General features: G+C 45.1%; 18 protein-coding genes and 2 tRNA genes. 12 read left to right on the top strand and 8 right to left on the bottom strand.

What is annotated here, in order from left to right; translation table 11 throughout:
* Positions 1-180: 180 nt before the first annotated feature.
* The 3 genes from HRU42_RS16005 to HRU42_RS15995 all read left to right on the top strand — a co-directional run bounded on the left by HRU42_RS16005 (position 181) and on the right by HRU42_RS15995 (position 3,479).
* A complete protein-coding gene (locus HRU42_RS16005) occupies positions 181-699 on the top strand; it encodes a VC2046/SO_2500 family protein (protein ID WP_295032434.1) in 519 nt (172 codons plus the stop codon).
* Between the two features lie 177 nt (positions 700-876).
* The gene (locus HRU42_RS16000; RefSeq protein WP_295032433.1) at positions 877-1,164 is read left to right on the top strand and encodes a DUF406 family protein; all 288 of its coding nucleotides are present in this window, start codon (positions 877-879) and stop codon (positions 1,162-1,164) included.
* A gap of 146 nt (positions 1,165-1,310) precedes the next feature.
* On the top strand, positions 1,311-3,479 hold the full coding sequence (locus HRU42_RS15995; protein WP_295032432.1) for an EAL domain-containing protein: 2,169 nt from the start codon (positions 1,311-1,313) through the stop codon (positions 3,477-3,479).
* Between the two features lie 46 nt (positions 3,480-3,525).
* Here HRU42_RS15995 and HRU42_RS15990 read toward each other — a convergent pair whose 3' ends face one another.
* The 3 genes from HRU42_RS15990 to HRU42_RS15980 all read right to left on the bottom strand — a co-directional run bounded on the left by HRU42_RS15990 (position 3,526) and on the right by HRU42_RS15980 (position 6,621).
* On the bottom strand, positions 3,526-4,008 hold the full coding sequence (locus tag HRU42_RS15990) for a YchJ family protein (protein WP_295032431.1): 483 nt from the start codon (positions 4,006-4,008) through the stop codon (positions 3,526-3,528).
* A complete protein-coding gene (locus tag HRU42_RS15985; RefSeq protein WP_295032429.1) occupies positions 3,992-4,567 on the bottom strand; it encodes a nuclear transport factor 2 family protein in 576 nt (191 codons plus the stop codon). Before HRU42_RS15985 ends, HRU42_RS15990 begins: the two co-directional genes overlap by 17 nt.
* Positions 4,568-4,782: 215 nt before the next feature.
* On the bottom strand, positions 4,783-6,621 hold the full coding sequence (locus HRU42_RS15980) for a M2 family metallopeptidase (protein ID WP_295032427.1): 1,839 nt from the start codon (positions 6,619-6,621) through the stop codon (positions 4,783-4,785).
* Between the two features lie 195 nt (positions 6,622-6,816).
* Between HRU42_RS15980 and HRU42_RS15975 the strand changes: the two genes are divergently transcribed.
* The gene (locus HRU42_RS15975) at positions 6,817-7,455 is read left to right on the top strand and encodes a TetR/AcrR family transcriptional regulator (RefSeq protein ID WP_295032425.1); all 639 of its coding nucleotides are present in this window, start codon (positions 6,817-6,819) and stop codon (positions 7,453-7,455) included.
* 28 nt (positions 7,456-7,483) lie between these two features.
* Positions 7,484-9,763 carry an acyl-CoA dehydrogenase gene (locus HRU42_RS15970; RefSeq protein WP_295032435.1) on the top strand — a complete coding sequence of 760 codons (2,280 nt, stop codon included), beginning with the start codon at positions 7,484-7,486 and terminating at the stop codon, positions 9,761-9,763.
* A gap of 507 nt (positions 9,764-10,270) precedes the next feature.
* Here HRU42_RS15970 and pyk read toward each other — a convergent pair.
* Positions 10,271-11,710 carry a pyruvate kinase gene (gene pyk, locus HRU42_RS15965; protein ID WP_295032423.1) on the bottom strand — a complete coding sequence of 480 codons (1,440 nt, stop codon included), beginning with the start codon at positions 11,708-11,710 and terminating at the stop codon, positions 10,271-10,273.
* Between the two features lie 185 nt (positions 11,711-11,895).
* Complete coding sequence (locus HRU42_RS15960) at positions 11,896-12,750, bottom strand: MurR/RpiR family transcriptional regulator (protein ID WP_295032421.1); 855 nt, start codon at positions 12,748-12,750, stop codon at positions 11,896-11,898.
* A gap of 308 nt (positions 12,751-13,058) precedes the next feature.
* On the opposite strand from HRU42_RS15960, the gene zwf reads away from it, so the two are divergent.
* From zwf to HRU42_RS15925, 7 genes are all read left to right on the top strand, one after another.
* Complete coding sequence (gene zwf / locus HRU42_RS15955; protein ID WP_295032419.1) at positions 13,059-14,531, top strand: glucose-6-phosphate dehydrogenase; 1,473 nt, start codon at positions 13,059-13,061, stop codon at positions 14,529-14,531.
* Between the two features lie 12 nt (positions 14,532-14,543).
* A complete protein-coding gene (gene pgl, locus HRU42_RS15950; RefSeq protein WP_295032417.1) occupies positions 14,544-15,242 on the top strand; it encodes a 6-phosphogluconolactonase in 699 nt (232 codons plus the stop codon).
* Between the two features lie 9 nt (positions 15,243-15,251).
* Positions 15,252-17,078 (top strand): phosphogluconate dehydratase, encoded by a 1,827-nt coding sequence (edd, locus tag HRU42_RS15945; RefSeq protein WP_295032415.1) that lies wholly within the window; start codon positions 15,252-15,254, stop codon positions 17,076-17,078.
* A 14-nt stretch (positions 17,079-17,092) separates the two neighbouring features.
* Positions 17,093-17,734: a bifunctional 4-hydroxy-2-oxoglutarate aldolase/2-dehydro-3-deoxy-phosphogluconate aldolase gene (locus HRU42_RS15940; protein WP_295032413.1), complete on the top strand. Its 642-nt coding sequence runs from the start codon at positions 17,093-17,095 to the stop codon at positions 17,732-17,734.
* A gap of 430 nt (positions 17,735-18,164) precedes the next feature.
* Entirely contained in the window at positions 18,165-19,196 is a 1,032-nt protein-coding gene (dmeF, locus tag HRU42_RS15935; protein ID WP_295032411.1) for a CDF family Co(II)/Ni(II) efflux transporter DmeF, read from the top strand.
* A 70-nt stretch (positions 19,197-19,266) separates the two neighbouring features.
* Positions 19,267-19,686: a MarR family winged helix-turn-helix transcriptional regulator gene (locus tag HRU42_RS15930; RefSeq protein ID WP_295032410.1), complete on the top strand. Its 420-nt coding sequence runs from the start codon at positions 19,267-19,269 to the stop codon at positions 19,684-19,686.
* Between the two features lie 473 nt (positions 19,687-20,159).
* Positions 20,160-21,191 carry a GGDEF domain-containing protein gene (locus HRU42_RS15925; protein WP_295032409.1) on the top strand — a complete coding sequence of 344 codons (1,032 nt, stop codon included), beginning with the start codon at positions 20,160-20,162 and terminating at the stop codon, positions 21,189-21,191.
* 46 nt (positions 21,192-21,237) lie between these two features.
* On the opposite strand, the gene HRU42_RS15920 is transcribed toward HRU42_RS15925, so the two are convergent.
* From HRU42_RS15920 to HRU42_RS15910, 3 genes are all read right to left on the bottom strand, one after another.
* Positions 21,238-23,928: a bifunctional acetate--CoA ligase family protein/GNAT family N-acetyltransferase gene (locus HRU42_RS15920; RefSeq protein ID WP_295032407.1), complete on the bottom strand. Its 2,691-nt coding sequence runs from the start codon at positions 23,926-23,928 to the stop codon at positions 21,238-21,240.
* A gap of 465 nt (positions 23,929-24,393) precedes the next feature.
* Positions 24,394-24,470 (bottom strand) — tRNA-Val (locus HRU42_RS15915).
* Between the two features lie 190 nt (positions 24,471-24,660).
* Positions 24,661-24,737 (bottom strand) — tRNA-Met (locus HRU42_RS15910).
* Positions 24,738-24,741: the final 4 nt, after the last annotated feature.

The raw sequence follows: 24,741 nt of genomic DNA, 5'->3' as shown, positions 1-24,741 counted from the left end.
AGGCTGAGCCGTCAGATTTACAGTCTGATCCCTTTGGCCACTCGGGAACCCCTCCTCAATTGCGGCGGCAATAGTAGTCACAAACTACAAGCGTGTAAAGCCTCTATTTGAAAAAAAAGCTAAAGTTATGGTTTAAGCGGTCGATTAACTATCAACGAGTTGATTTAGTGATGTTTTTTTATGCGATCGAGTTCAGTGTTAGTAAATGAGTCACAATTAGGCACTAGGCTTAATCATGCGATAGATAATGGTCGTCGGGGAGAGTTTGCTCTTTTATTGGCCCTGTTATCACCCGATGCTCGTGATATGGCTCAATTTCAAACTGACCAGCCGGGTAAAGATAGTGATGATCTACTGCGAACAAAGTTTGATATCGCAAAACCTCAGCAGTTAATTGCCGATCTGTCAGTGGTTAGCTCGCCGGTAGAACATAGTCGGGTATTTAGAGAGGGCGGTGCTCGCGCTTTTCAATTGGCCCAAGCTATCCAAGCCGAAGCTATGGTTACCCGAGGAAATGAATCCGTGGAGATGCAAGAGGTGCTGACAAACTGTGATCTCTTAACACGAGAAAAATTCATCAGGTCAAAATCGAATGACCTCGATCAGGACTATGGTCATTCAACAGATCTCGCTCTTCCTCATTTTGTTGATATTCTTTCTCAGCAAAGACAGATGAGTCGAATCATTGCCACGTGTTAGCAGAGCTTTTATTATCAGAGGATTCAATCGAGGGAGATCTTGCTCCCCTTGCTGTTTAACCCTGGCCAGTGGGTTAAATTGTATCGTTTATATTGTTGAAGTTTGAGGTATCTGACAATGCCTCAATGACATTGGCGTATAATGTAAAATTATGTTCATTTACGAGACTGATGTTCCATGAAAAATATTCACAATGCACAATCTAGCCTAGTTAACGATACGTGTAATGATTGTGGTAGTTACGCCGATATTGGCGCCGTGATCGATGAACACGACAGGCAATTGGTCGTCAACTTTAGCGGGGCAGAAGCTCAGGTTGGATCAGAGTCATTACGGAAAAAAGTTCAAGCCAGATTCGATAATGTCAGCGTCGAATTAATGAGTGTAGGTTCAGGTATCAGCCTAACGATTGATTTTGCTTTTAGTGCAGAAAAAATGATTTTCCAATTAGAAAATGCGATTTAACATTATCACCTTGTTGCTCAAGTGTAATAATTTGTGTAGGCTCAATCGAAAAAAATAATACCAATAATAGTTTCAATAACTTTGAATACATTAATCATCACATGAAGTTTTAAGTGGGCATTCTTGCTTACTTTTTAGGGATATTCGTGAAGAAGCGTGAGTATCAAGATTTACTAGAGTGCATTGTTAACTCTACAGAAAAACAAGCGGGCAATTTTCAGGAAACGGCTGAGTTGGCGACAGAATTATTGTGTCAGCAGCTTGCCGTCACCTACGTGGGCGTCTGTATGCTTTCTTGTCAAGATAATCAAATTAGCTCGACTGCTAATTATGGTCCCCTGTTGCCTGATGTTTATTCACGTCCGGCCCCCGCAGATTGTCCAGATTATATTGCAAAACTCAGAAGCGAGTGTTTGCTAGATATAAGCGATGTGGATCGAGATCTTAGGGTTATAGAGATTGCAGATGTCTATTTCAAGCCTAAAGGTATCAAGTCTTCCCTAGATGTCGCGATTAGAATTAACGGCCATCTCGAAGGTATCTTGTATCTTGAAAGAACATCTGTGTCCGCTTGGAGCGATAGTGAAATTCATATTGCGACACATGTGGCCGATCAACTCGCACTGACTCTGGCAACCCGTAACGCTTATGAGAAAGATGAGAGGCTCACCTTATTGCTCAGTGCCGACGAAGAATCAGAGCAGGTGAGTATGTTGATTAACTTAAAAACCAATTTGATCGAATATGTCAATCAAGCTCATGAATACATCTCGGGTATCCCTAAACATCAAATCATTGGCCAGTCATTTAAACGACTCGATTTTATTAAACAGCACCCGGGGCAAGCTAAACTCGCCTTAGAAAAAGTGTCAATGGGCTCAGTGGCTAAGGGAGAGAATCAAGTTTTACGAGAAGATGGCAGGCATTACTGGCTTAGGTATTCCGTTAAACAATTTATTACCGAACGAGGTAATCATTACGCACTGGTTAAAGCCGATGATATATCAGAAGAAAAGCAGTATCAGGCTAAATTAGAGCATCTAGCCTGGCGTTGTGGCTTGACTGGGCTGTATAACCGCAGTTATTTCAATAAAGAATTAGAGCACTGTCAATCGGGTCAACTTATCCTTATCGACCTCTGTGGTTTCAAACGTTTCAATGATAGCTATGGTCATAAAAGTGGGGATGCATTACTGAACGAAGTGGCCAGACGCCTGAAGCACTTTGCTAATGTCAATAAAACCGAACAACTTGCCAGGGTGGGCAGCGATGAGTTTGCGATTATTCTCCCCATGCAGAATCAAATGGATATGGACTACATTATCGCCAGGCTATACAGTCAGCTGACTCTGCCTGTCACCATAGGCCGTGAACAGATCAAACCAAAACCGGCTTTGGCGATTGTAGATATTGGCTCTGTCGAAGACAGTTTCGTTCCCTTAGCCTGTGCCGATATCGCGCTACAATACGCGAAGAAAAAGCAAAGTGATAAGATTCAAGTGTTTAATAATGCCTTACTCAATAGTTTCAAAGAAGACGCACAGATAGAACGTGACTTGCAAACCGCACTGAGAGGCAGAGAGTTCGAGCTCTACTATCAACCCCTTAAAGACCTTAAGAGCAAAAAATATATCGGAGCTGAGGCCTTGATTCGTTGGCACCACCCTAAGAAAGGGGTGCTGTATCCCGGTGCTTTCATCCATATTGCCGAGCAAACCGGTATGATAAATGCCATTGGTGCCTGGGTGTTGGAAGCCGCGTGTAGGCAACTTAATTTATGGCAACACCACCAAGTTGATATCTCCATGCATGTGAATGTATCGGCCCGTCAATTTTTTAGTGGTAATCTTTTCGAACAGGTGTGGAACTTGATGTCGCGCTATCGACTTTACCCCGGCTCGCTGATTTTGGAGATCACAGAGACAGAACTGATGGAAGACATAGATTATGCGACCAAGTTATGTACTGAACTTTCTGAACTCGGTGTCGGCTTGGCTATCGATGATTTTGGTACGGGTTACAGTTCGATGCGTTATCTAAAACAGTTCCCCATCAGTAAGCTTAAAATTGACCGTTCGTTTATTTCTGATCTGACCGTCAGCCGAGAGAGTCGTGAGATTGTGAGTGCCATCATAGCGATGGCTTCGGCGCTGAATATATCCTTAACTGCTGAGGGGGTAGAGACCAAGGAACAAGAAGATTTCTTAGCGGAACATAGATGTCACCAGGCTCAGGGGTTTCTTTACAGTCCCGCCTTGAGAGAGTCTGACTTTAGTCAGTTTTTATTTAAATCTAATCCTGAGCTGATCCATTAAAAAGTCCTGTTTATCTACCCCTAGTTTCAGTCTTGTGATTAATACATTATAGACAACACTGCTTAAATTTCTTACCACTGCCACAAAGGCAAACTTGGTTACGTTTAGGGAAAATGGCGTCGAACTGTTCTCCCTGGGTATAAAGCCAGTCTCCTTCGATACACTGAAAATCTGAGCGCTCGTGAATTGCGTTGATTCCTGAGTCATCTTTATACCAAGCTTGGAATTCAACTTGCCCATGCAAGTCAGTGCTTGATGAAGAGATAATTTCCAGTGTTAACCAGTGAGTTTCCGGGCTTTGGGCTAGTGTGCTGGCTGTGAGGCCACGTAAGTATTCGGGATGATGAGTGTCTATCAAATAGTCATATAGCTTGATGACGAAAGCCGTGTAGCGGCTGCGCATCAATTGCTCTGGAGTGGCTGGCTTTAGGGCGTTAGCATGAAATGGTCCACAGCAAGTATGATATAAAGGCGGGTTGTGCAGGGTGTTAATAGCACAAGGGCAAGTCATGTTAATCTTGTTCGACATGGATTTCGGCTGTAAGTGGTAAAAATAGACGGCCATAATACAGTTCCGGGGTAGGTTTTGCATTGTAGTAAAATGGCGTTTCCGAACGGTTATTGGTGTCGACGGTCAGGTACCATTTTCCATCGGCATTCTTTCTGGATACATTGACAAATTTTCCCGCAAACTCACTGATAGGTTCTTCGGCATCTTCAGCGGGGTGAAATCGGATCAGGAAGTAGCCGACATCTGTCGCGTTATTGGTTTCCATCTGACGTTCTACGACTCTAAAATCGACTTCGATACGGGCTTCTTTGTGTTTAATCTTACCAAAAAACTTCTTATAAACCGCGATGATGTTGTCACGACCCACTGTGATGCCCTTACTCTGATTTTCAGGCACATAGCATGCATCCTCAGCATAGATATTCTCAACTATGCCTGCATCTAGTTGATTAAATGCTAGTGCAAACTGGGTATATAATTGATTTATGGCTTTATTATCTTCTGACTGCGCCATTGCCGGCTGTATCATGTACAGCAATGAGAATAGACCCACTAAGATTATTTTTATTAATGACATTAAATTTTTCAGATCCACCATTACTGACGTCACTATAATAGATGACCTTGAATATCTAAAGTTTTAGTTCTTAACAAAGTGTGTCGACTGGTGCTATGTGTTGTTTGAGCCTAATGTTGCATAGCAAAAAGGGCGCTATGAAAATAACGCCCTTTTTCGTTTATGTCATTAAGCCGAACGATTTCTAGTGGTTAATTCCTATTGGCTTAATAGCATCACCATCCACATTGGCGCTTAGCCTGGGTGTTTTTCTCCTTTAACCAAACGTGTAACGGGGCAAAGTAATCGAGAACGGCACTGGCATCCATCTCTGGGCTACCGGTGACCACTTTCAAGGCTTCCGGCCATGGGCGGCTGAGTCCCATCTCCAGCATGGTATTGAGTTTCTTGCCCGCTTCTTTATTGCCATAGATGCTACATCTATGTACCGGACCAGTATCACCTGCCGTCTCACACAGGGACTTGTGGAATTGGAACTGTAAAATGTGAGCCAGGAAATAACGCGTATAAGGGACATTGCCGGGGACATGGTATTTAGCACCAGGGTCGAAGTCGTCTTCACTTCTCTCGATGGGAGCCTTGACTCCTTGATATTCCTCTCTGAGATCCCACCAGGCTTGGTTGTATTGATCCGGTGTTATTTCGCCGCTGAACACCTTCCAGCGCCACTGATCGATCATCAAGCCAAATGGCATAAAGGCGACTTTATCTAATGCTTGCTTGAGTAACAGGCCTATATCCTTGGATGCATCTGGGACTTCATCGAGTAGACCTATCTGTTTCAGATAACTCGGAGTGATAGATAACGCAATCGTGTCACCAATCGCCTCATGAAAACCGTCATTTGCACTATTTTTGAAGATAAATGGCTGGTTTTTATAGGCTCGTTGATAATAGTTGTGACCTAGCTCATGATGGATAACGGTAAAATCTTCCGCTGTTTTCTGAATACACATCTTGATCCGTATATCATCGAGGTTATCCAGATCCCAGGCCGATGCATGACACACAACATCACGATCTTGTGGTTGGACAAATAATGAACGCTCCCAGAATGAATCGGGTAGTTCATCGAAACCGAGTGAACTGAAGAAGCGTTCGGCTTGTTTAACCATCTTGACTTCATCATAGTCATGCTCGGCAAGCAGCTTAGTGACGTCATAGCCAGGATCTGCATCCTGTGGCGAGACTTTATCGTAGACATTACCCCAACTTTGCGCCCACATATTACCCAGCAGATGAGCCGGGATAGGTCCATTGGCCGGGACGACTTCATCGCCATAGGCTTGATTGAGCTCGCCACGGACGTAACAGTGCAATGAATCATAAAGAGGTTTAACTTGACCCCATAGCCTGTCTAATTCATTTGAGAATTCATCGGGCTTCATGTCATATTGGCTGCGCCATAATACCGATAAATTTTCGTAGCCAAGATCTTTGGCGCCTTCATTGGCTAATTCAACTTCTCGCTCAAATAGAGGGCGCATGGGTTTAGCTATTTCACGCCAACCTTTCCATACTTCGAGCAATAATTTGGGGTCGTTGGACTCGGCCATGATTGTTGACAGTTCGGGTTGAGTTAAACAGCGGCCGTCATCGAAACAATATTTTCCCTTGCCGTACAAGCCATTGAGCTGTGAACTTATCCCGGCGAGTTCGGCATTTTTTGCCGGATCGAGTGGGGCCGGTAGCACTAATGAACTGCGCAGAATATTGAGTTTACGCAGACTGGCATCATCAAGTGCTAAATCGCTATACTGAGCGGCTTGAGTCGCTAGCCTGACTGAGGTTGCGGTGAGTTTCTCGCTGGCAGACGCTGACAGGGCCGCCGTATCGTCGGTGATAAAGTTACTGTAGATCCATTCGGCGCGATTAATTTCAATAGACAGCTCACTCAATGTCTGCTCAGACTGTTTTAGAAATTGCTCAGCCTCTTGTTTTTTAGATAAATCTGAGTGATTGTCATCATTTTCAGATGAATTACAGGCTGATATTCCCAGTGAAAGCGTAATAACCAGCGAAAGACGTGAAAGCTGTGGTATAGAAAGTGACATTAATTCATTTCCTTTGTTGTTTTTGTGTTGAGCATTTTAACTAATAACCAAGGATTTAAAAGTAGAAGGGGGCAAAAGAACCGGAATTGGGTGTAAATCTAGCCGTAGCTTGCAGTTGACCAATAATTTTGTTTGACAAAATGTGAACCAATGTTTAATTTAAACGAGTGTTTAAAATAGAGTTAAGGTTACGGAATGGCAAATCGATCCGATACAAAAACAAGAATACTGGATGCTGCAGAAAAGTTGTTTGCAGAGCGAGGCTTTTCTGAAACCTCTTTACGTCTGATCACCAGTAAGGCTGAAGTCAATCTTGCTTCAGTGAATTATCATTTTGGCTCAAAAAAAGAGTTAATACGGGCTGTTTTAGCGCGTTATCTCGATGTTTTTATGCCTGCAGCCTCGTCTGAAATAATGAGTTTACAGAGTGCTGATAAAGAGGCGTCGCTTAATGATATTTTTTCAGCCTTAGTGAAACCTTTGTTAGATCTCAATCAACTAAGGTCCGAGGGTACCCGTACCTTCTTACAACTACTCGGTAGAGGCTATATCGAGAGTCAGGGGCATCTTAGGTGGTTTATCACCACGCATTACGGTGACCATCTCACTCAATTTGTAAAAGCGGTAGCCGACAGCGCGCCTCATATTCCTCCCGCGGAGATGTTTTGGCGTTTACACTTTACCTTAGGTACTGTGGTCTTCACCATGGCCTCGGCCGATGCGTTAACAGAAATCGCGGCGGCTGATTTCGGGGAACATAATGATATCGAAGCCGTTATACGTAAAGTTATCCCCTATCTTTCAGCAGGTGTTGCGGTTCCGGTAACGGCTTAGCTTCAGCTTAAATAGAACAAAAGGTAAAATCATGACTCTGTTTATACTTGCACTCTTGATTATTATTGTGCTCTTTGGTGTCAAAAATATCAGGATGCAGTTCATCACGCGTCCTGTGTTTTCATTTTTTAAGAAAGTTCTCCCGCCGTTATCCGATACCGAGAAGGAAGCGATGGAGGCCGGCGATGTCTGGTGGGAAGGTGAGCTTTTCAGAGGTAAGCCCAATTGGGAAACCTTACATAGTTATGGTAAGCCTACACTCACTTCAGAAGAGCAAGCCTTTCTCGATAATCAGGTGGTGACCGCACTGACCATGATCGATGATTATGACATAGTGCAAAATCGCAAAGATCTGCCACCTGAACTTTGGCAATATTTTAAGGACGAAGGCTTTTTCTCCCTGATCATTCCTAAGCAATATGGCGGTAAGGCCTTCTCTGCTTATGCTAACTCGACCATAGTCAGTAAGCTCGCCAGTCGCAGCGTCAGTGCCGCTGTGACTGTGATGGTGCCCAACTCTTTAGGTCCAGGTGAACTACTCACTCATTACGGTACTCAGGAACAGAGAGAGCATTGGTTGCCTAAATTGGCCAGTGGCGAAGCTGTGCCTTGTTTCGCACTGACGGGGCCAGAGGCTGGATCTGACGCCGGTGCTATGCCTGATGAAGGTATCGTTTGTCGCCAAGAGTTTGAAGGCGAAGAGGTGCTGGGGCTTAAACTTAACTGGGATAAACGCTATATCACCTTAGCTCCGGTGGCGACAGTGCTTGGTCTGGCCTTTCAGATGCGTGACCCAGATGGTTTGTTAGGTGATAAAGAGGCAATTGGGATCACCTGCGCCTTGATACCTACAGACCACGCCGGTGTGAAGATAGGGCAGAGACATAATCCGCTCAACATGGCGTTTATGAATGGCACCACTCAAGGGGAAGATGTCTTCATTCCCTTGGATTGGATCATAGGTGGACCTCAATATGCTGGCCGTGGTTGGCGCATGTTGGTGGAATGCTTATCTGCAGGGCGGGGAATATCATTACCTGCACTGGCGACGGCTAGTGGTCACACGGCGACGAAAACAACGACGGCTTACAGCTATGTAAGGCATCAATTTGGCCTTTCTATCGGTAACTTTGAAGGTGTGCAAGAAGCGCTCGCCCGCATCATAGCCAATACTTATCAGTTAGAAGCGGCGAGACGTTTGACGACAACGGGTATCGATCTGAAAGTAAAGCCATCGGTCGTGACGGCGATTGCAAAGTATCATATGACTGAGATGAGCCGTGATGTGCTTAACGATGCCATGGATATTCAATCGGGTAAGGGGATTCAGCTCGGCCCGAAAAACTATCTGGGACACCCTTATATGGCGAACCCTATCTCAATTACGGTTGAAGGGGCTAATATTCTGACTCGTAGCCTGATGATATTCGGTCAGGGGGCGACTCGATGTCATCCATACGTGCTTGCTGAGATGGAAACTGCGGCTATGGACGACAAGGAAGCCGCATTGGAACGATTCGACTCCTTGTTGCTCGGTCATATCGGCTATGCGGCTCGTAATGCATTCAGTGCTGTCTTTTGTGCGTTAACGGCCAGCCGTTTTAATCAGACTCCGGTGAGCGGTGAGACACAGCAGTATTATAAAGACATGTCGAGACTCTCATCGGCGCTAGCATTTATGACCGATGTCTCTATGTTGATCATGGGTGGGGATCTTAAACGAAAAGAGATGTTATCGGCAAGGATGGGTGATGTGCTCAGCGAGCTCTATTTAGGTTCAGCAACCCTGAAACTGTTCGAAGATAACGGTCGTCAGCATGATGATCTTCCTGCGGTGCGTTATGTTATGGCCACCCGATTACATAAGGCTGCGCAGGCCTTGGAAGGCGCGCTGCGCAATTTCCCTAACCGTCCTGTTGCTTGGATGATGAGGGCACTGATATTTCCCTTGGGCAACCATTTTAATGGTGTGACAGATAAGATGGCCATCGATCTGGTTCAAGGCATGTTAAAGCCAGGTCCTGCACGTGATCGTATTACCTTCTTATGTCCAGAATTCGAGGGCGATACCAGTGGTATTGCCGACGTTGAAGCTGCCTTTATCGCGCAGTTTAACTGTCGACAGATCCATAAGAAGATTAAAATGGCCCAGCGAGGCGGGACCTTACCTAAGAAGATGGCTAATCTGCCTCTATTTCAGCTCGCCCATGAGACACAAGTTATCGATGCGGTTGAATTGGAGTCGGTGCTTGCTGCCGATAAGCTGAGGCTGGCTGCAATCAATGTCGATGATTTCAGTTCATTGTAATTACATACAATACTCGCTTAATACATGAAAGGGCGCCTCGGCGTCCTTTTTATTAATCTCACTCATATTGCTGCTCAGATCAGAGCCTCACCCAGTGCGGCTGATGTTTAAAGCAAAGGGCAAAGCCCTTTATGCTACGTTGAATGTTCTCGATATACGACTGCATGGTCAATTTTGTTCCATACAAAATAAGACATTTCCTCCTTGACCTACAGGGATGTAGGGAATGCCATAATGATACCGGGAGTATCATTGGCCCCTGGAGGTCAGATGCAGTAGGTACGAGCTCATGGACGGGTGAAGGGTGAATAATGCAGGAGCAATTATCGAGAGTAACGCAGGAGCCGTTACCGAGGAGCTATATACAGAGCTTTGAACTCTCGCTAAATATTACATTATGTGTGGGCTTGTATGACATCTTGCTGTGCTTGTAGACATAAACGAATAGAGGAGCCCCTACAAAAAAGGGCACGCGAAAGCGTGCCCTTTTTGCTGAAGGATGAGATATTACGCGACGATCAACACCTTACAGGTATTGGTTCCGCCAATCGTTTCCATCGAATCACCTTTAGTCATCAGCACCATATCACCGCTCTCGAGGTAACCCGCTGATGTCAGTGTTTCTAACGCTTTACGCGCAACGTCTTCGGCACTGACATTGGTAGAGTCAAAATGTACTGCCTGCACACCGCGATATACGGCCATCTTGGCTAGAGTCACTTCATGGCGTGACAAAGCAAAAATTGGCAAGGCTGAGCTGATACGAGACATTAACTGGGGAGTCGCACCGGACTCAGTTAACGCAACAATAGCCTTGATGCCTTTAAGGTGGTTGGCCGCATACATGGTCGATAGCGCGATAGTTTCTTCTACTGAATCGAAACTTTCATCGAGTCTATGTTTAGATATTTGTACACTTGGGTGTAATTCTGCACCGAGGCAGACTTCAGCCATCGCCTTGACGGTTTCTTCTGGGAAGTCACCAGCCGCAGTTTCTGCAGACAACATCACAGCATCTGTACCATCGAGAACGGCGTTAGCCACATCCATGACTTCAGCACGAGTTGGCATTGGGCTGGTGATCATAGATTCCATCATCTGAGTCGCCGTGATCACGCTCTTGTTGAGCTGGCGAGCTCGGCTGATGAGTCGCTTTTGTACGGCTACGAGTGCAGGGTCGCCAATCTCGACACCTAGATCACCACGGGCAACCATGACCACATCGGATGCTCTGATCACATCATCCATAGCTTCGTCAGTCGCAACCGCTTCAGCGCGTTCAACTTTAGACACTATCAGAGCCTTGCTGCCGGCTTTAAGGGCAAGTTCACGTGCATAATCAAGATCTGCACCGGTACGAGGGAAAGATACCGCAAGATAATCGACTTGAATTTCAGCAGCGGTAATGATGTCGCGCTTATCTTTCTCGGTTAGCGCAGCAGCAGACAGACCGCCACCTTGCTTATTGATGCCCTTGTTATTGGATAAAGGTCCGGCAACGGTGACAACTGTGTATACCTTATTACCTGAAACACGTTCGACTCTTAGTTGTACACGACCATCGTCCAGCATAAGGATATCGCCGATGCAGACATCGTTTGGCAACTCTTTATAGTCGATACCGACTTGCTTCTCATCGCCTTCACCCTTGGGAAGATCAGCATCTAAGACAAAGCTTTGACCTAGGTCTAGCTGAACTTTTTTGTTGTCTTTAAAGGTCGAAACACGAATTTTTGGACCTTGAAGATCGCCCAGTACAGCGACATGAACACCGAGTTCAGCGGCTATTCTGCGTGTATCTTTAGCACGTTTGATGTGATCTTCGGCTGAGCCGTGGGAGAAGTTTAATCGAACAACATTAGCGCCAGCCTTGATGATGCGGCGTAAGTTGTCATCGCGGTCGGTAGCGGGACCCAAAGTGGTTACAATTTTGGTTCTGCGGAACATGACATACTCCGTTAAGTTTTAAATAAATTCTGACACTATATTAACAGAGGATTTGAGTTTTTGTAGGAAAGTTACAAACAAAATGATCTAAAACAATATAATAATTATGTGAAGTGAGGCTGTAAAAGGAGGGAAAAAAGGCAGTAAACGTAAGTTGTACTGCCGTGGAAGCTAAAGAAAGTCAGTTACAGTATAGTATCCTTGTCTATCCTGGACTCTTTCAACACCTCTTTCACTCGCTTTAAACTCTCTCTGAATCTAGGTCCGCGGCGCAGGGTAAAGCCAGTCGCTAATACGTCAATGACGACCAATTGTGCTAAGCGGGAGGCCATAGGTAGGTACATATCCGTATCTTCCGGCACTTCCATGGTAATTGGCAGTGTACATTCGCTCGATAGCGGCGAGTTTTGGGTGGTTATGCCAATGACGGCTGCCCCATTCTCACGGGCAATCCTGGCGATATCAATCATAGACTTGGTTCTGCCTGTATGTGAGATAAGCACGATAACGTCACCCTCTCCACTGTTGATACAGCTCATACGTTGCATTAACACGTCATCGAAACAGATGACGGGTACGTTGAATCGAAAGAACTTATTCTGTGCATCATGGGCCACTGAGGCCGAAGCGCCTAGGCCAAAGAAAGAGATCTTTTTAGCCTGGGTGAGAATATCGACAGCCTTATTGATGGCACTGGTATCTATACTCTGCCTGGCTACGTCGAGAGAAGCCATTGATGATTCGAATATTTTTGTGGTATAGGCATCAGGAGTGTCATCTTCTTCCACATGACGGCTGACATAGGGGGTCCCATTAGCTAAACTTTGAGCTAGGTGGAGTTTAAAGTCCGGGAAGCCCTTGGTGTCTAATCGACGGCAGAAGCGGTTAACAGTGGGCTCACTCACGTCGGCCATCTTGGCAAGAGTCGCGATACTTGAGTGGATAGCCGTTTGCGGAGAAGCCAAAATGACTTCTGCAACTTTGCGCTCTGATTTACTAAAATGGGTGAGGCTTTTTTGAACCTTTTCTAGGGTATTCATATGCGTACGTCCACTCGAAAAAACATGTAATTTTATTATTTCTTGGCTGTCATTTTAGAAAGCTGCTCCAAATGAGAAACTTGACCGCTATGACGGATTATAACGTTGCTGGGATTAAAAGTTTCTACTGTAAATAGTAATTTAATCACGAAAAGCATACCAGATCATAGGGTGGTATGCCTAGTTTACTAATAGATGTTATTTGCAAAATAAAGATGCAATTATCAATTTGTGTTGTTATATTACAACAAATATGTGGGATTCATATCGAATCGATTGAACACAGTGAGATAGGAGATTGAGAAGCTATGGGCATAACAACACCAGAAGCCAAAGCTTGTGATTTTGTATTGTTTGGTACTAAAGGTGATTTAGCGCGGCGTAAATTACTTCCCTCTTTATATCAATTAGACAAAGCAGGGCTGCTGAATGTCGATACTAAGGTAATTGGCGTAGCGAAGGATGCCTTTACTAGAGAAGAATTTAAACAGTTAGTCGATAAGGCTTTGAATGTTTTTGTGAAGGAGGATCTCTGTGAGGAGACCGTCGAGCGTTTCTTACAACGATGCCATTATATAGGCACGAATTTTACTGAGTCAGAAGGTTATCAACCTTTCCATGACATACTAGAGCCCGAGAAAAGGGTGATGGTCAGTTATTTTGCGACGCCACCGGCCATCTTCGGTGATATCTGTCGCTGCCTTAATGAGCAAAACCTGATTTATCCCGATACTCGTGTGGTGTTAGAAAAACCCATAGGTTACGATCTCGAATCTTCTAAAATCATCAACGACAATGTTTCTGCCTTCTTCAATGAGAATCAAATTTACCGTATTGATCATTATCTAGGTAAAGAAACCGTTCAGAACCTTATCGCACTTCGTTTTGCCAATTCATTATTTGCCTCTAAATGGGATAATCGTACCATAGATCATGTACAGATCACCGTTGCCGAAGAGGTAGGTATCGAAGGTCGTTGGGGTTACTTCGATAAGGCGGGTCAGATGCGTGACATGATCCAGAATCATCTGTTGCAGGTTCTGACACTGGTCGCCATGGATCCGCCCTTAGACTTAGATGCCGATAGTATACGTGATGAGAAAGTCAAAGTGCTCAAATCACTTCGTCCTATCAATTCAGACAATATCTATGAGAACACGGTTCGTGGTCAATACTCATCCGGATTCTTGCAAGGTTCACCGGTTCCCGGATACCTCGAAGAGGAGGGCGCTAATACTCAGTCTAATGCTGAGACCTTTGTTGCCTTAAGAATTGATATCGATAACTGGCGTTGGGCTGGGGTGCCTTTCTACCTTCGCAGTGGTAAGCGTATGCCAGCTAAGAGTTCTGAAATTGTCGTCTATTTCAAGAACCCACCTCATAACCTCTATCGCTCAAGCTATAGAACCTTGCCGCCAAATAAATTAACCATTCGACTTCAGCCCCATGAAGGAGTCGAAATTCAGATGATGAATAAGGTTCCAGGTCTTGAGCAAAAGCAACGACTACAGACCACCAAACTCGATTTAAGTTTCTCCGAGACCTTTAAAAGTGAACGTATCGCAGATGCTTATGAACGTCTGCTACTCGAAGCCATGTTGGGGAATCAGGCGCTATTTGTACGTCGTGATGAAGTCGAACAGGCCTGGACCTGGGTCGATGGAATCATTCAAGCGTGGGAAGAAAGCAACGAGAAGCCAAAAGCCTATCCTGCCGGCAGCTGGGGCCCAGTTGCATCAGTGGCTTTGATCGCTAAAGACGGCCGTTCTTGGGATGAGTAAGAGGATTTAGTCATGATTAAAGAAAGTGTGTTCAAATCATTCGATGATAAGACATCATTAGAAAACCAGCTTGCTGAGCGTATTGCTAAGCAACTGCAGGCAGCGGTCGATACCCGAGGTCAAGCGAGTCTGATTGTCTCTGGTGGCTCGACCCCGGTAAAACTCTTTCAACTGCTTAGTCACAAGAATGTTGAATGGAGTGAGGTGTACATCACTCTGGCCGATGAACGTTGGGTCGACAATGAATCAGATGCCTCTAACGAGAAGCTTGTTAGGACGCATCTGCTACAGAATAAGGCCCACACCGCCAAATTTCGCGGCCTTAAAAACATGTTCTCTTCGCCGGAGGAGGGCTGTGCAATGACCATAGAACAACTAGCCAACTTCCCAAATCCATTCGATGTCGTCGTTTTGGGCATGGGTAACGACGGTCATACCTGCTCCTGGTTCCCCTGTTCGACAGAGATAGAAGAAGCACTATCGACGAAGAAGTTATGCGTAGCGGTCAACCCTGGCTCAGCACCTAATCCAAGGTTGTCTCTGTCAAAAACTGCGATCTTGGCCAGTCGTCAAATATATCTACATATCGTCGGTGAACAAAAGTTAGCAGTTTATCGTCAAGCGCTTGAAAATGAAGATGAAAATAGTATGCCGATCAGAGCCGTATTGGCACAACATAAGACACCAGTCGACGTTTACTGGAGCGCTTAAGGAGTTATTATGCACGCAGTTGTACAAGCTGTAACCGATAGAATTATCGAACGCAGTAAAGTGTCACGGGCTAAATACCTGGCGGCGCTCGATGAAGCAAAACAACATGGGGTTCATCGCAGTTCGTTGAGCTGTGGTAACTTGGCCCATGGTTTTGCAGCCTGTAATCCAGATGATAAGCAATCAATCAAGGGCTTAACTAAGGCTAACATAGGCATAGTCACGTCATTCAATGACATGCTCTCGGCTCACCAGCCCTATGAAACCTACCCGGACCTATTGAAGCAAGCTTGCGCCGAAGTCGGTAGCGTGGCACAGGTCGCAGCTGGCGTGCCAGCTATGTGTGATGGTGTGACTCAAGGTCAGCCCGGCATGGAGCTCAGTCTGCTCAGCCGCGAAGTGATTGCCATGTCCACCGCAATAGGCCTGTCGCATAACATGTTCGATGGTGCCTTACTGCTGGGTATATGTGACAAAATCGTCCCAGGCTTATTGATCGGCGCACTCAGCTTCGGTCATTTACCTATGTTATTCGTGCCAGCTGGCCCGATGAAATCGGGTATTCCCAATAAAGAGAAGGCCCGTATCAGGCAGAAGTTTGCTCAAGGCCAGGTAGACAGAGCCGAACTACTCGAAGCTGAATCGGCCTCTTACCACAGTGCCGGTACTTGTACTTTCTATGGCACGGCTAACAGTAACCAGTTGATGCTCGAAGTCATGGGGCTGCAGCTACCAGGATCGTCGTTTGTTAATCCAGATGACCCATTAAGAGAAGTGTTAAGTAAGACGGCTGCAAAGCAAGTTTGTCGCCTGACTGAGATGGGCACGCAGTACACGCCTATCGGTGAGATTGTAAACGAGAAATCCATCGTGAACGGTATCGTTGCGCTACTGGCTACAGGCGGTTCGACTAATCTGACCATGCATATTGTCGCGGCGGCACGTGCTGCCGGAGTCATAGTCAACTGGGATGATTTCTCAGAGCTATCAGATGCAGTGCCTCTTATCGCTCGCGTGTATCCAAATGGTCATGCGGACATCAACCATTTCCACGCCGCCGGCGGTATGGCTTTCTTAATTAAAGAGCTACTCGATGCCGGGATGCTTCATGAAGATGTCAATACCGTTGCCGGTCATGGACTTCGCCGTTATACCCAAGAGCCAAGATTGATCGACGGTGAAATCAAGTGGGTAGAAGGTCAAGTCACCAGTCTGGACACTGAGGTATTGACTTCGGTCGCTCAACCGTTCCAGGCCAACGGTGGTTTGAAGCTACTCAAGGGTAATTTGGGCCGAGCCGTTATCAAGGTGTCTGCTGTATCTGAGCAACATAGAGTGGTCGAGGCACCGGCCGTTGTTATCGATGATCAAAATAAACTCGAAGCCATCTTTAAAGCGGGCGATCTCGACAAAGATTGTGTGGTTGTCGTTAAGGGGCAGGGCCCTAAGGCTGTTGGTATGCCTGAGTTACATAAGCTCACGCCAATACTTGGTACACTACAAGATCGTGGTTTTAAGGTTGCTCTATTGACCGACGGCCGTATGTCCGGTGCTTCGGGAAAAGTGCCTGCAGCCATTCATCTGACGCCAGAAGCGCTCGATGGTGGCTTGATTGCCAAGGTGAGATCCGGTGACATGATCCGTGTCGATGCGTTAACTGGCGAGCTCACCCTCTTGGTCAGTGACGCCGAATTAGCGACGCGCGAGGCCGAAAAAGTGGAACTTCGTAAAACAAATTACGGTATGGGCCGAGAATTATTCGGTGCATTAAGAGCAAATTTAAGTAGTCCTGAAACGGGTGCTCGCTGCACCAGTGCCATCGACGAAATATTTTAAAGGAAGAGTTAAGAATGCCTGAGAATAACTGGTCATTACAAGCACAAGATATTTTTAAACGCAGCCCTATTGTTCCTGTCATGGTGATCAATAAGATAGAAGATGCCGTGCCTTTAGCTAGGGCGCTAGTTGCCGGCGGGATCAGTGTCCTAGAAGTGACCTTACGTACGCCTTGTGCACTAGAAGCTATCACAAAAATTGCTAAAGAAGTTCCCGAAGCACTTGTCGGTGCGGGTACGATCTTAAATGAAGAGCAGCTACAGCAAGCTGTCGATGCTGGCGCCCAATTTGTTATCACACCTGGTGCGACACCTAGCCTGTTAAAAGCGGCGATGGCAGGCAATATTCCCTTGATACCGGGCGTTGCCAGTATCTCTGAAGTGATGGTTGGCATGTCACTTGGTTATACCAATTTCAAGTTCTTCCCGGCCGAAGCATCGGGTGGAGTCAATGCTCTAAAGGCTTTCTCTGGTCCACTTGCTGATATTCGTTTCTGCCCTACGGGTGGGATCACGCCGAGCAGCTACCGTGATTATCTGGCGCTCAAGAATGTCGATTGTATTGGTGGCAGCTGGATAGCGCCCACGGATGCGATGGAGCAAGGCGATTGGGCTCGTATTACCAAACTCTGTAAAGAAGCCATTAGCGGCATATAGCCACTAAACCTTGGCTTATAGCTGGAGTAAGCTAAAGGTTCATTCTTAGCATATACATTAATGATAAAAGGCTGCCTAAATGGCAGCCTTTTTTATGCTCAAATAATACTGAAGCGCATAACATCATCTTAGTGACTGATTTAACTATCCTATTCTCTATATACTCAGTAAAACAACCTGATTAAATTAATTAACTTAACCTATAAGCGAATTGATACAGATCATAAACAATTTGTTTTGCCTCACAAGTTAAAATAAAAACATATGCTTTGGCAATCAAACTATACTAAAATTACAATGTTTGATTATCAAAACATATTGTTGGACACGTGAGGCGGTCAACGAATACTAGCTTGGTAGTTGCATGCGGGAGATATCCTGCTATAGACCCGGTTATTAAAATTAATTATATCTATGGTTAAGGTTTAAGATGAATAAAATAAGTCATGCTGCAGAAAAATGGCAACACACGCATAATTTTGCTTCGGTCAGCGATGCCGGAGAGCGTAATACTCGATATGTGCTCTACTTGACAGTAGTGACCATGATTGTCGAAATTGTTGCGGGAACCGTTTATGGATCGATGGCATTACTGGCTGATGGCTGGCATATGGGAACCCATGCTGCCGCATTTATGATCACGCTTTTTGCTTATCATTATGCAAGAAAACATGCAAATAACCCGGATTTCTCCTTTGGTACGGGGAAAGTCAGTGTATTAGGGGGCTTTACCAGTGCTATTGCCCTTGGGCTTGTGGCGCTCATCATGTTAGTTGAGTCTGTTATACGAGTCTTCAGTCCACATCAGATTCATTTTAACGAAGCTATCATGGTTGCCATTATTGGACTTACCGTGAATGTGATCAGTGTTTTCTTATTAAAGGACCATCACACACATTCCCATTCTCACGGTCATTCTCACGGTCATTCTCACGGTCATTCTCACGGTCATTCTCACGGTCATTCACATGAGCATTCCCATAGTCATGCTGCAGAAGATGCTCATGAGCATACTCAGACCCATGACCATAATTTAAAGGCCGCGTATTTTCATGTGCTTGCGGATGCACTGACGTCGATACTCGCCATAGGCGCCTTATTATTAGGTAAACTCTATGGGTTAAACTGGCTAGATCCCATCATGGGGATCGTCGGCTCGATTATCATCACCAGGTGGGCTTGGCAGTTATTAAAACAAACGGCACCGATTCTGCTAGATGCAAGTATTGAAAATGACTATAAACAGGAGATAGTCCAGGCTATCGAGTCTGATACTCAAGATAAAATTTCGGATATTCATGTTTGGCGGATCAGCGCCGATCACTATGCTGCAGAAATTGCTATAGTCACAACTGCGCCTAAAGATACCGCTTTTTACAAAGAAAAATTGAGTCAGTTTAGCCGTCTTCACCATTTGACCATTGAAGTTAATGCCTCAAACCAGGCAGAATGTAGCGCGTAAAGTTAATATGTGCTCACGGCGGTCCGTCATGAGCACATACATATTGCAGTGATCATATTAAGAGAAGCAAATGAAATCTACTGAAGATCAGTTAAATCATGTCATGGTTGAATTTTACGAAAAGCTTTCTTCCTGGGAACAGGCTGTGGTGAAAGATAATGGTTACAGTCTGCCACAAATTCATACGGTAGAGATCTTAGGCGGGCATGGTCCTATGAGGATGAAGGAACTGGCAGAGAAAATAGGGGTCACCACAGGTACACTGACGGTACAAATAGATAAGATGGTTAACGCTGATCTGGTGACTCGTATGCCCCACGAGTCAGATAGACGCTCAATTTTAGTTGCACTCACGGAGCAAGGTCAAGCCCTGTATCGAGAGCATGATGCGTTACATTTGCAACTGACTGGAGAGCTTACGGCTGAGTTTTCTGATGCAGAAAGAGTACAACTGCTTAGCTTTATGAAGCGTATCAATGCCGAATTTTAGTTTCCGTCTCCCTTATAGTCGATGTCACTTCTCGCTAAGTTAAAACTCCTACGCCTGTTAGCGGACATTGTTATTTATATGTACACATATTTTCACTGCGCTAGCGCTAAACTTAATTATTGTTTTAGCCTAATGTCGATGCCCTTATGTTGATCTGGCTTGCTGATGGCTTTGCCGCATAAAATAATGTAGACCTGACATGTCTCAAGGCTAAGACGCGAGTAGCTGGCTTTTCTCATGACAATATTTTTTATTCTTTATTCAGATTAATAAACGTTAAATAAGAAGTATACGATAAAAAATTGGACATCTTCAGCGCATGTAGGCAGCCTAAGTAAATAATGAACAAAGAGGATGGCAAAATGCTCTTTTTTGTTTATTGTAACGCTACTTTTTTATTGTGAACGGGATCCTTTGTTTTAACCAGATCCCTATAAAACTCTACTTATAATCATTCATGGGGCAGCTGAAGTATGAACTTAGCGAAACATCTAACAGATACGGAGCTGTCTGCAAAAATTCTTAGGCATGCAGTACCTAAAATGTCTGAACTCAATATTCCCGTCACGCCTGTCAATTACGCTGTTTGGTATGAATATTATCTCGGTATTAATTTAGACCTTAAACGTGCTATCGATGGCCTTATCTCAAATGGGATCACTTTTTGTACGGAAGTAAATGAAGGACTTCACAAAAATTTTATTCAAGAAAAATCAGCAGAAGTGATTGAGAATGTTCAGATTGAAACTCAAATCATCATCAATGCTTTATTCAGACAAGTCAGTAGATTAACTCAAGGCTCAGCCAGTTTTTCCGACACTTTATTTGACTTCAATCAAGAGTTAAAACAAAAACCCAATCTCGAAGTGCTCAACACGCTGGTAAATAGCTTATTCGATAATATAGAAGGAGTGATTTTAAGTAATAAGCAAATGCAAGGGAGTTTAAGCACCATGAGTGATGAGGTGAGCTCTTTAAAAAGTGAAATGGAAAACCTCAATTTGGTTGCCATGACAGATCAACTTACATCACTTAACAATCGACGCAGTTTCGAGGAAGAAGTGATGAAACACATACAAGAATTTACTCAAATTCAGTCTCCAAGTTGTTTGCTTTTAATCGATATCGATCATTTTAAACTGTTTAATGACACCCACGGTCACTTAGTCGGGGACAAAGTGCTTGCCTATGTGGCATTAGCGTTGAAACAAGCGGTGAAAGGGACAGATTTTGTTGCTAGATATGGAGGCGAAGAGTTTGTGATCTTACTACCCAATACACGCCTAACAGACGCATTGATAGTGGCTGAGCATTTACGTAAGGTTATTTCAGAACGTAAATTATCGATAGGTAAGGATAAAAAATTATCTTTGGGGTCTATTACCGTTTCTTTGGGAGTATCGACTCTCCATATCGGTGACGATCGTGAAAGCTATTTTGTCAGGGCCGATGAAGCTATGTATCGTGCAAAATCGTCGGGAAGGAACTGTGTTTGCGGCGGATAATCCTGAAGATATCAGACTTTTAGTGAGTCTGATATCTAGTCACTGACTATTTCAGTTGCATATCCATCTTGATTAAGCGCTCTTCCATATCGAACGTGACGGTAAAACCAAGACGTTTAGCTAGGTTAGCCATGCTACGATTCTCAAACATGGTAAATCCGGTGAGTACTTGAGTATCATTAGTCTTGTAATAAGCGATCAATTTTTCCAATAAAAGCCTACCTAAGCCTTGTCCTTGATGATTGCTCCTCACCGCCATGGCAAACTCAGCTTCAGTATTATCCGGATCGATTGAAGCCCGTATCGCACCTAAGGTAATATCTTCACCGTCTTCGCCTTTGGATGTTGCGATGAAAGCCATCTCCCGGGCGTAATCGATTTGAGTCAACACAGCCATCTCCTCGTGAGTCATTTTTGACCGGACACCGAAGTAGCGTTTATACCTGTCTTCATCAGACAGAGAGTTGTCGAACGCCAGATGTTTAGGTTCATCTTCCGGCAAAATGGGCCGCAACATTACTTCTTGACCATTTTTTAATTGAGCGACTTGCTCTAGCTCTTTTGGGTAGGGGGAAATGGCGAGACGAGAGGTGTTATCGAGGGGATGATCATTGAGCTGTATGTTTACATCCAACATGGTTATATTTTCCCCTGCGCATAGCACAGGGTTAAGATCGATACTGGCAATTTCGGGACAATCGATCACCAGATGAGAAATCTGTGTCAACATCACACATAGTGCGTTCATATCTAGACCCAAAGGAAGATGACGATCCCTGAGTTTCTTAGTCTTCAGTGCTTGGATCACCATGTATCTAGCTAGTGTCATATTCAAGGGGGGCAGGGCTACCACTGCATCTGTTGAGGGCTCCCATTCAGAACCTCCCTCGCCGAGTAAGATTGCTGGGCCAAAAACAGGATCATTGATGACCGCGACACGGATCTCTTGGGCTCCGGCCGTTAATGCCATCTTCTGTACTAACAGTCCTTCGATACGAGCATCTGGATTTGTTGATAACACACGTTCTTTAATAGCTATAGCAGCCTGTATCACTTCTTCATTATTGCTTAAGTTGAGCATGACTCCATGGACATCAGATTTATGATGAATATCGGGAGATTGCACTTTCAAGGCCACGGGGTAGCCAATATTTTGTGCTATCTCTGCGGCTGTGTGTGGGTCATGGGCGACATAAGTGTCTATGGTTTTTAACCCATAGGCACTTAAGATCTCTTGTGACTCATGGGTCTCTAAGATTTTTTTGCCCCGTTTTTTTGCTCTTGCCAGTGCTGCTTTGGCTTTGAAAGCATCTGTTGGAATATTATCTGGTATCGATTGAGGTACTTCCTGCAGGAGTTTCTGGTTTCTTCGGTACTCGACCATATGCATAAAGGCGCCAACGGCTCCCTCGGCTGTGCGGTATGTCGGCAGTCCGGCTTTGTTAAACCGTTTACGTGCCTGATAAGCGGCATCTTCACCACTCCAGTTGGTGAGGATATTGACCCTTTTTCTGTTGGGGTGTTTGGCTACCATCTCAGCTAACCTATCGGCTATTTCGACGCTATCTCCTAGCGCCGAAGGTGAGTGCAGTACCAAGATTGCATCGGCTAATTGGCTGTTCATCATGATCTCTACAGCCTTGGTATAGCGCTCTGCATTGGCGTCTCCGCCTATGTCTATCGGGTTTTGCCCAGACCAGGTAGAGGGAAGTAGTCGATTGAGGGCCTGGTAAGTTTCATCATCTAATGCTGCCGACTTCCCCCCCCTTAGCATGAGTTGATCTAACGCAAGTACGGCGGGTCCGCCTCCATTAGTGATAATGGCCAACCGCTCACCAAGAAGAGGTGAGGAGTGGGCTAAGGTTTCAACGGCGGCAAATAGCTCGATTAAGTCGTTGACCCTTAGCATTCCGGCGCGCCTAAAAGCGGCATCATAAACCGCATCGTTGCCCGTGAGACCACCTGTGTGCAGCCTGGCGGCATTCGTCCCCTCAAGGCTACGGCCTGATTTGATCACCAATATGGGTTTGTTACGCGACGCCGCGCGTGCAGCAGAGAGGAAATGGCGCTTCTCATTAATGGAATCGATATAGAGCATGATGGCACTGGTGCTTGAGTCTCTGCCTAAATAGTCGAGAAGCTCATCAAAATCGATATCAGTGGTGTCACCCAGAGAAATAAAAGAGGAGAAGCCGATCCCCTTGTTATTGGCCCAATCGAGTACCGTAGTGCATATTGCCGCCGATTGTGACACGAAGGCTATTTTTCCTGGTAGTGCGCTAGTATGAGCCAAACTGGCATTTAATCCTAAATTGGGCAGTATCATACCTAAGCTATTTGGTCCAAGGAGCCGCATGCCATAGCGCTTAGCGTTATTCTTTGCCAGTGTTAGCAGATCAACACCCATATCATTTAACTGCTGCCCCATCCCAGAGGCATTGATTATCGCTGTCTTACAACCAAACTGAGCTAAGGTTTCGACTATACTAGGTACCTTGTCGGCTGCGGTACAGATAATGGCTAAATCGGGTTTCAATGGAAGTGCTTCAATATTGGGGTAGGCGAGAACACCGAGTACAGCTTGGTATTTTGGGGTTACCGGCATGATTGGACCGGAAAAACCGCCAGCGAGCAAGTTCCTCATGATGACGTTACCGGCACGTTTTTCTGTATTCGAGGCACCAATAATGGCGACAGATTTCGGGTTAAAGAGGCTATGTAAGGTACGCTGACTCATTAGTGCTTCCTTTTATCACTGCGCGACTCACTGTCACATCAGTCACTTAAAAAATCATCTTGATGATCACATATTTAAGCAAGGAGGTCTAATTCCATAACGGGCTAAATTTCAATATTCAACCCGATATCGCTCGGTGATCTATGCAGGTATGGTGTCTAGTGAGCATAAGCGTCAACATTCAAAATAGGGATATCATCGAGGGATTAGTGTATCTGGGTGATGTCTTATACCGATTAGTATTAGTGCTACTCACACTTGTGCACAATGATGAGCAGTTTGTGTTCGGTTAGGCATATCTTTCTAGATTATTACTCAGGGGAGCAGGATTACTTTAATAAGGGCGAGGCAAGGATCTTAGAGTTAAATGGAGTGATATGAGCTGTTTGGTGTCGGTCTATCTTGTGTGAGAATGATTTAAACACTAGATGAGTGGGGGATGTTGAATGATTTTTACTGAAGGATTGGTACAACCGAGTGGATTCGAACCACCGACCCCTACCATGTCAAGGTAGTGCTCTAACCAACTGAGCTACGGTTGTATTGTTTTTTACAAAGTAGGGCAACGACGTTTTACAAAGAATTGGTTGCGGGAGCTGGATTACTTTTATAAAAGCAGGGCAACGACCTTCGCCTTGTTTTAATAAATAGTTGAGTCCGAGTAGCTTTTATACTGCTCCATCCCGCGTCTGATAAACGCCATAAGTTATTTTAATTCTACTTACAAAGAATTGGTTGCGGGAGCTGGATTTGAACCAACGACCTTCGGGTTATGAGCCCGACGAGCTACCATACTGCTCCATCCCGCGTCCG

Origin of the sequence: Shewanella sp., assembly GCF_013214165.1 — a bacterium.
Taxonomy (GTDB): Bacteria; Pseudomonadota; Gammaproteobacteria; order Enterobacterales; family Shewanellaceae; genus Shewanella.
This window is presented reverse-complemented; position numbering and strand designations above follow the sequence as displayed.

What these genes read in the sequence shown, in the direction of transcription:
- HRU42_RS15960 (WP_295032421.1), bottom strand. Translation starts at nt 12,750, where the DNA reads ATGAATACCCTAGAAAAGGTTCAAAAAAGCCTCACCCATTTTAGTAAA.
- dmeF (WP_295032411.1), top strand. Translation starts at nt 18,165, where the DNA reads ATGAATAAAATAAGTCATGCTGCAGAAAAATGGCAACACACGCATAAT.
- HRU42_RS15975 (WP_295032425.1), top strand. Translation starts at nt 6,817, where the DNA reads ATGGCAAATCGATCCGATACAAAAACAAGAATACTGGATGCTGCAGAA.
- HRU42_RS15925 (WP_295032409.1), top strand. Translation starts at nt 20,160, where the DNA reads ATGAACTTAGCGAAACATCTAACAGATACGGAGCTGTCTGCAAAAATT.
- pyk (WP_295032423.1), bottom strand. Translation starts at nt 11,710, where the DNA reads ATGTTCCGCAGAACCAAAATTGTAACCACTTTGGGTCCCGCTACCGAC.
- HRU42_RS15990 (WP_295032431.1), bottom strand. Translation starts at nt 4,008, where the DNA reads ATGTCGAACAAGATTAACATGACTTGCCCTTGTGCTATTAACACCCTG.
- zwf (WP_295032419.1), top strand. Translation starts at nt 13,059, where the DNA reads ATGGGCATAACAACACCAGAAGCCAAAGCTTGTGATTTTGTATTGTTT.
- HRU42_RS15920 (WP_295032407.1), bottom strand. Translation starts at nt 23,928, where the DNA reads ATGAGTCAGCGTACCTTACATAGCCTCTTTAACCCGAAATCTGTCGCC.
- HRU42_RS16000 (WP_295032433.1), top strand. Translation starts at nt 877, where the DNA reads ATGAAAAATATTCACAATGCACAATCTAGCCTAGTTAACGATACGTGT.
- HRU42_RS15980 (WP_295032427.1), bottom strand. Translation starts at nt 6,621, where the DNA reads ATGTCACTTTCTATACCACAGCTTTCACGTCTTTCGCTGGTTATTACG.
- edd (WP_295032415.1), top strand. Translation starts at nt 15,252, where the DNA reads ATGCACGCAGTTGTACAAGCTGTAACCGATAGAATTATCGAACGCAGT.
- HRU42_RS15985 (WP_295032429.1), bottom strand. Translation starts at nt 4,567, where the DNA reads ATGTCATTAATAAAAATAATCTTAGTGGGTCTATTCTCATTGCTGTAC.
- HRU42_RS15940 (WP_295032413.1), top strand. Translation starts at nt 17,093, where the DNA reads ATGCCTGAGAATAACTGGTCATTACAAGCACAAGATATTTTTAAACGC.
- HRU42_RS16005 (WP_295032434.1), top strand. Translation starts at nt 181, where the DNA reads ATGCGATCGAGTTCAGTGTTAGTAAATGAGTCACAATTAGGCACTAGG.
- pgl (WP_295032417.1), top strand. Translation starts at nt 14,544, where the DNA reads ATGATTAAAGAAAGTGTGTTCAAATCATTCGATGATAAGACATCATTA.
- HRU42_RS15930 (WP_295032410.1), top strand. Translation starts at nt 19,267, where the DNA reads ATGAAATCTACTGAAGATCAGTTAAATCATGTCATGGTTGAATTTTAC.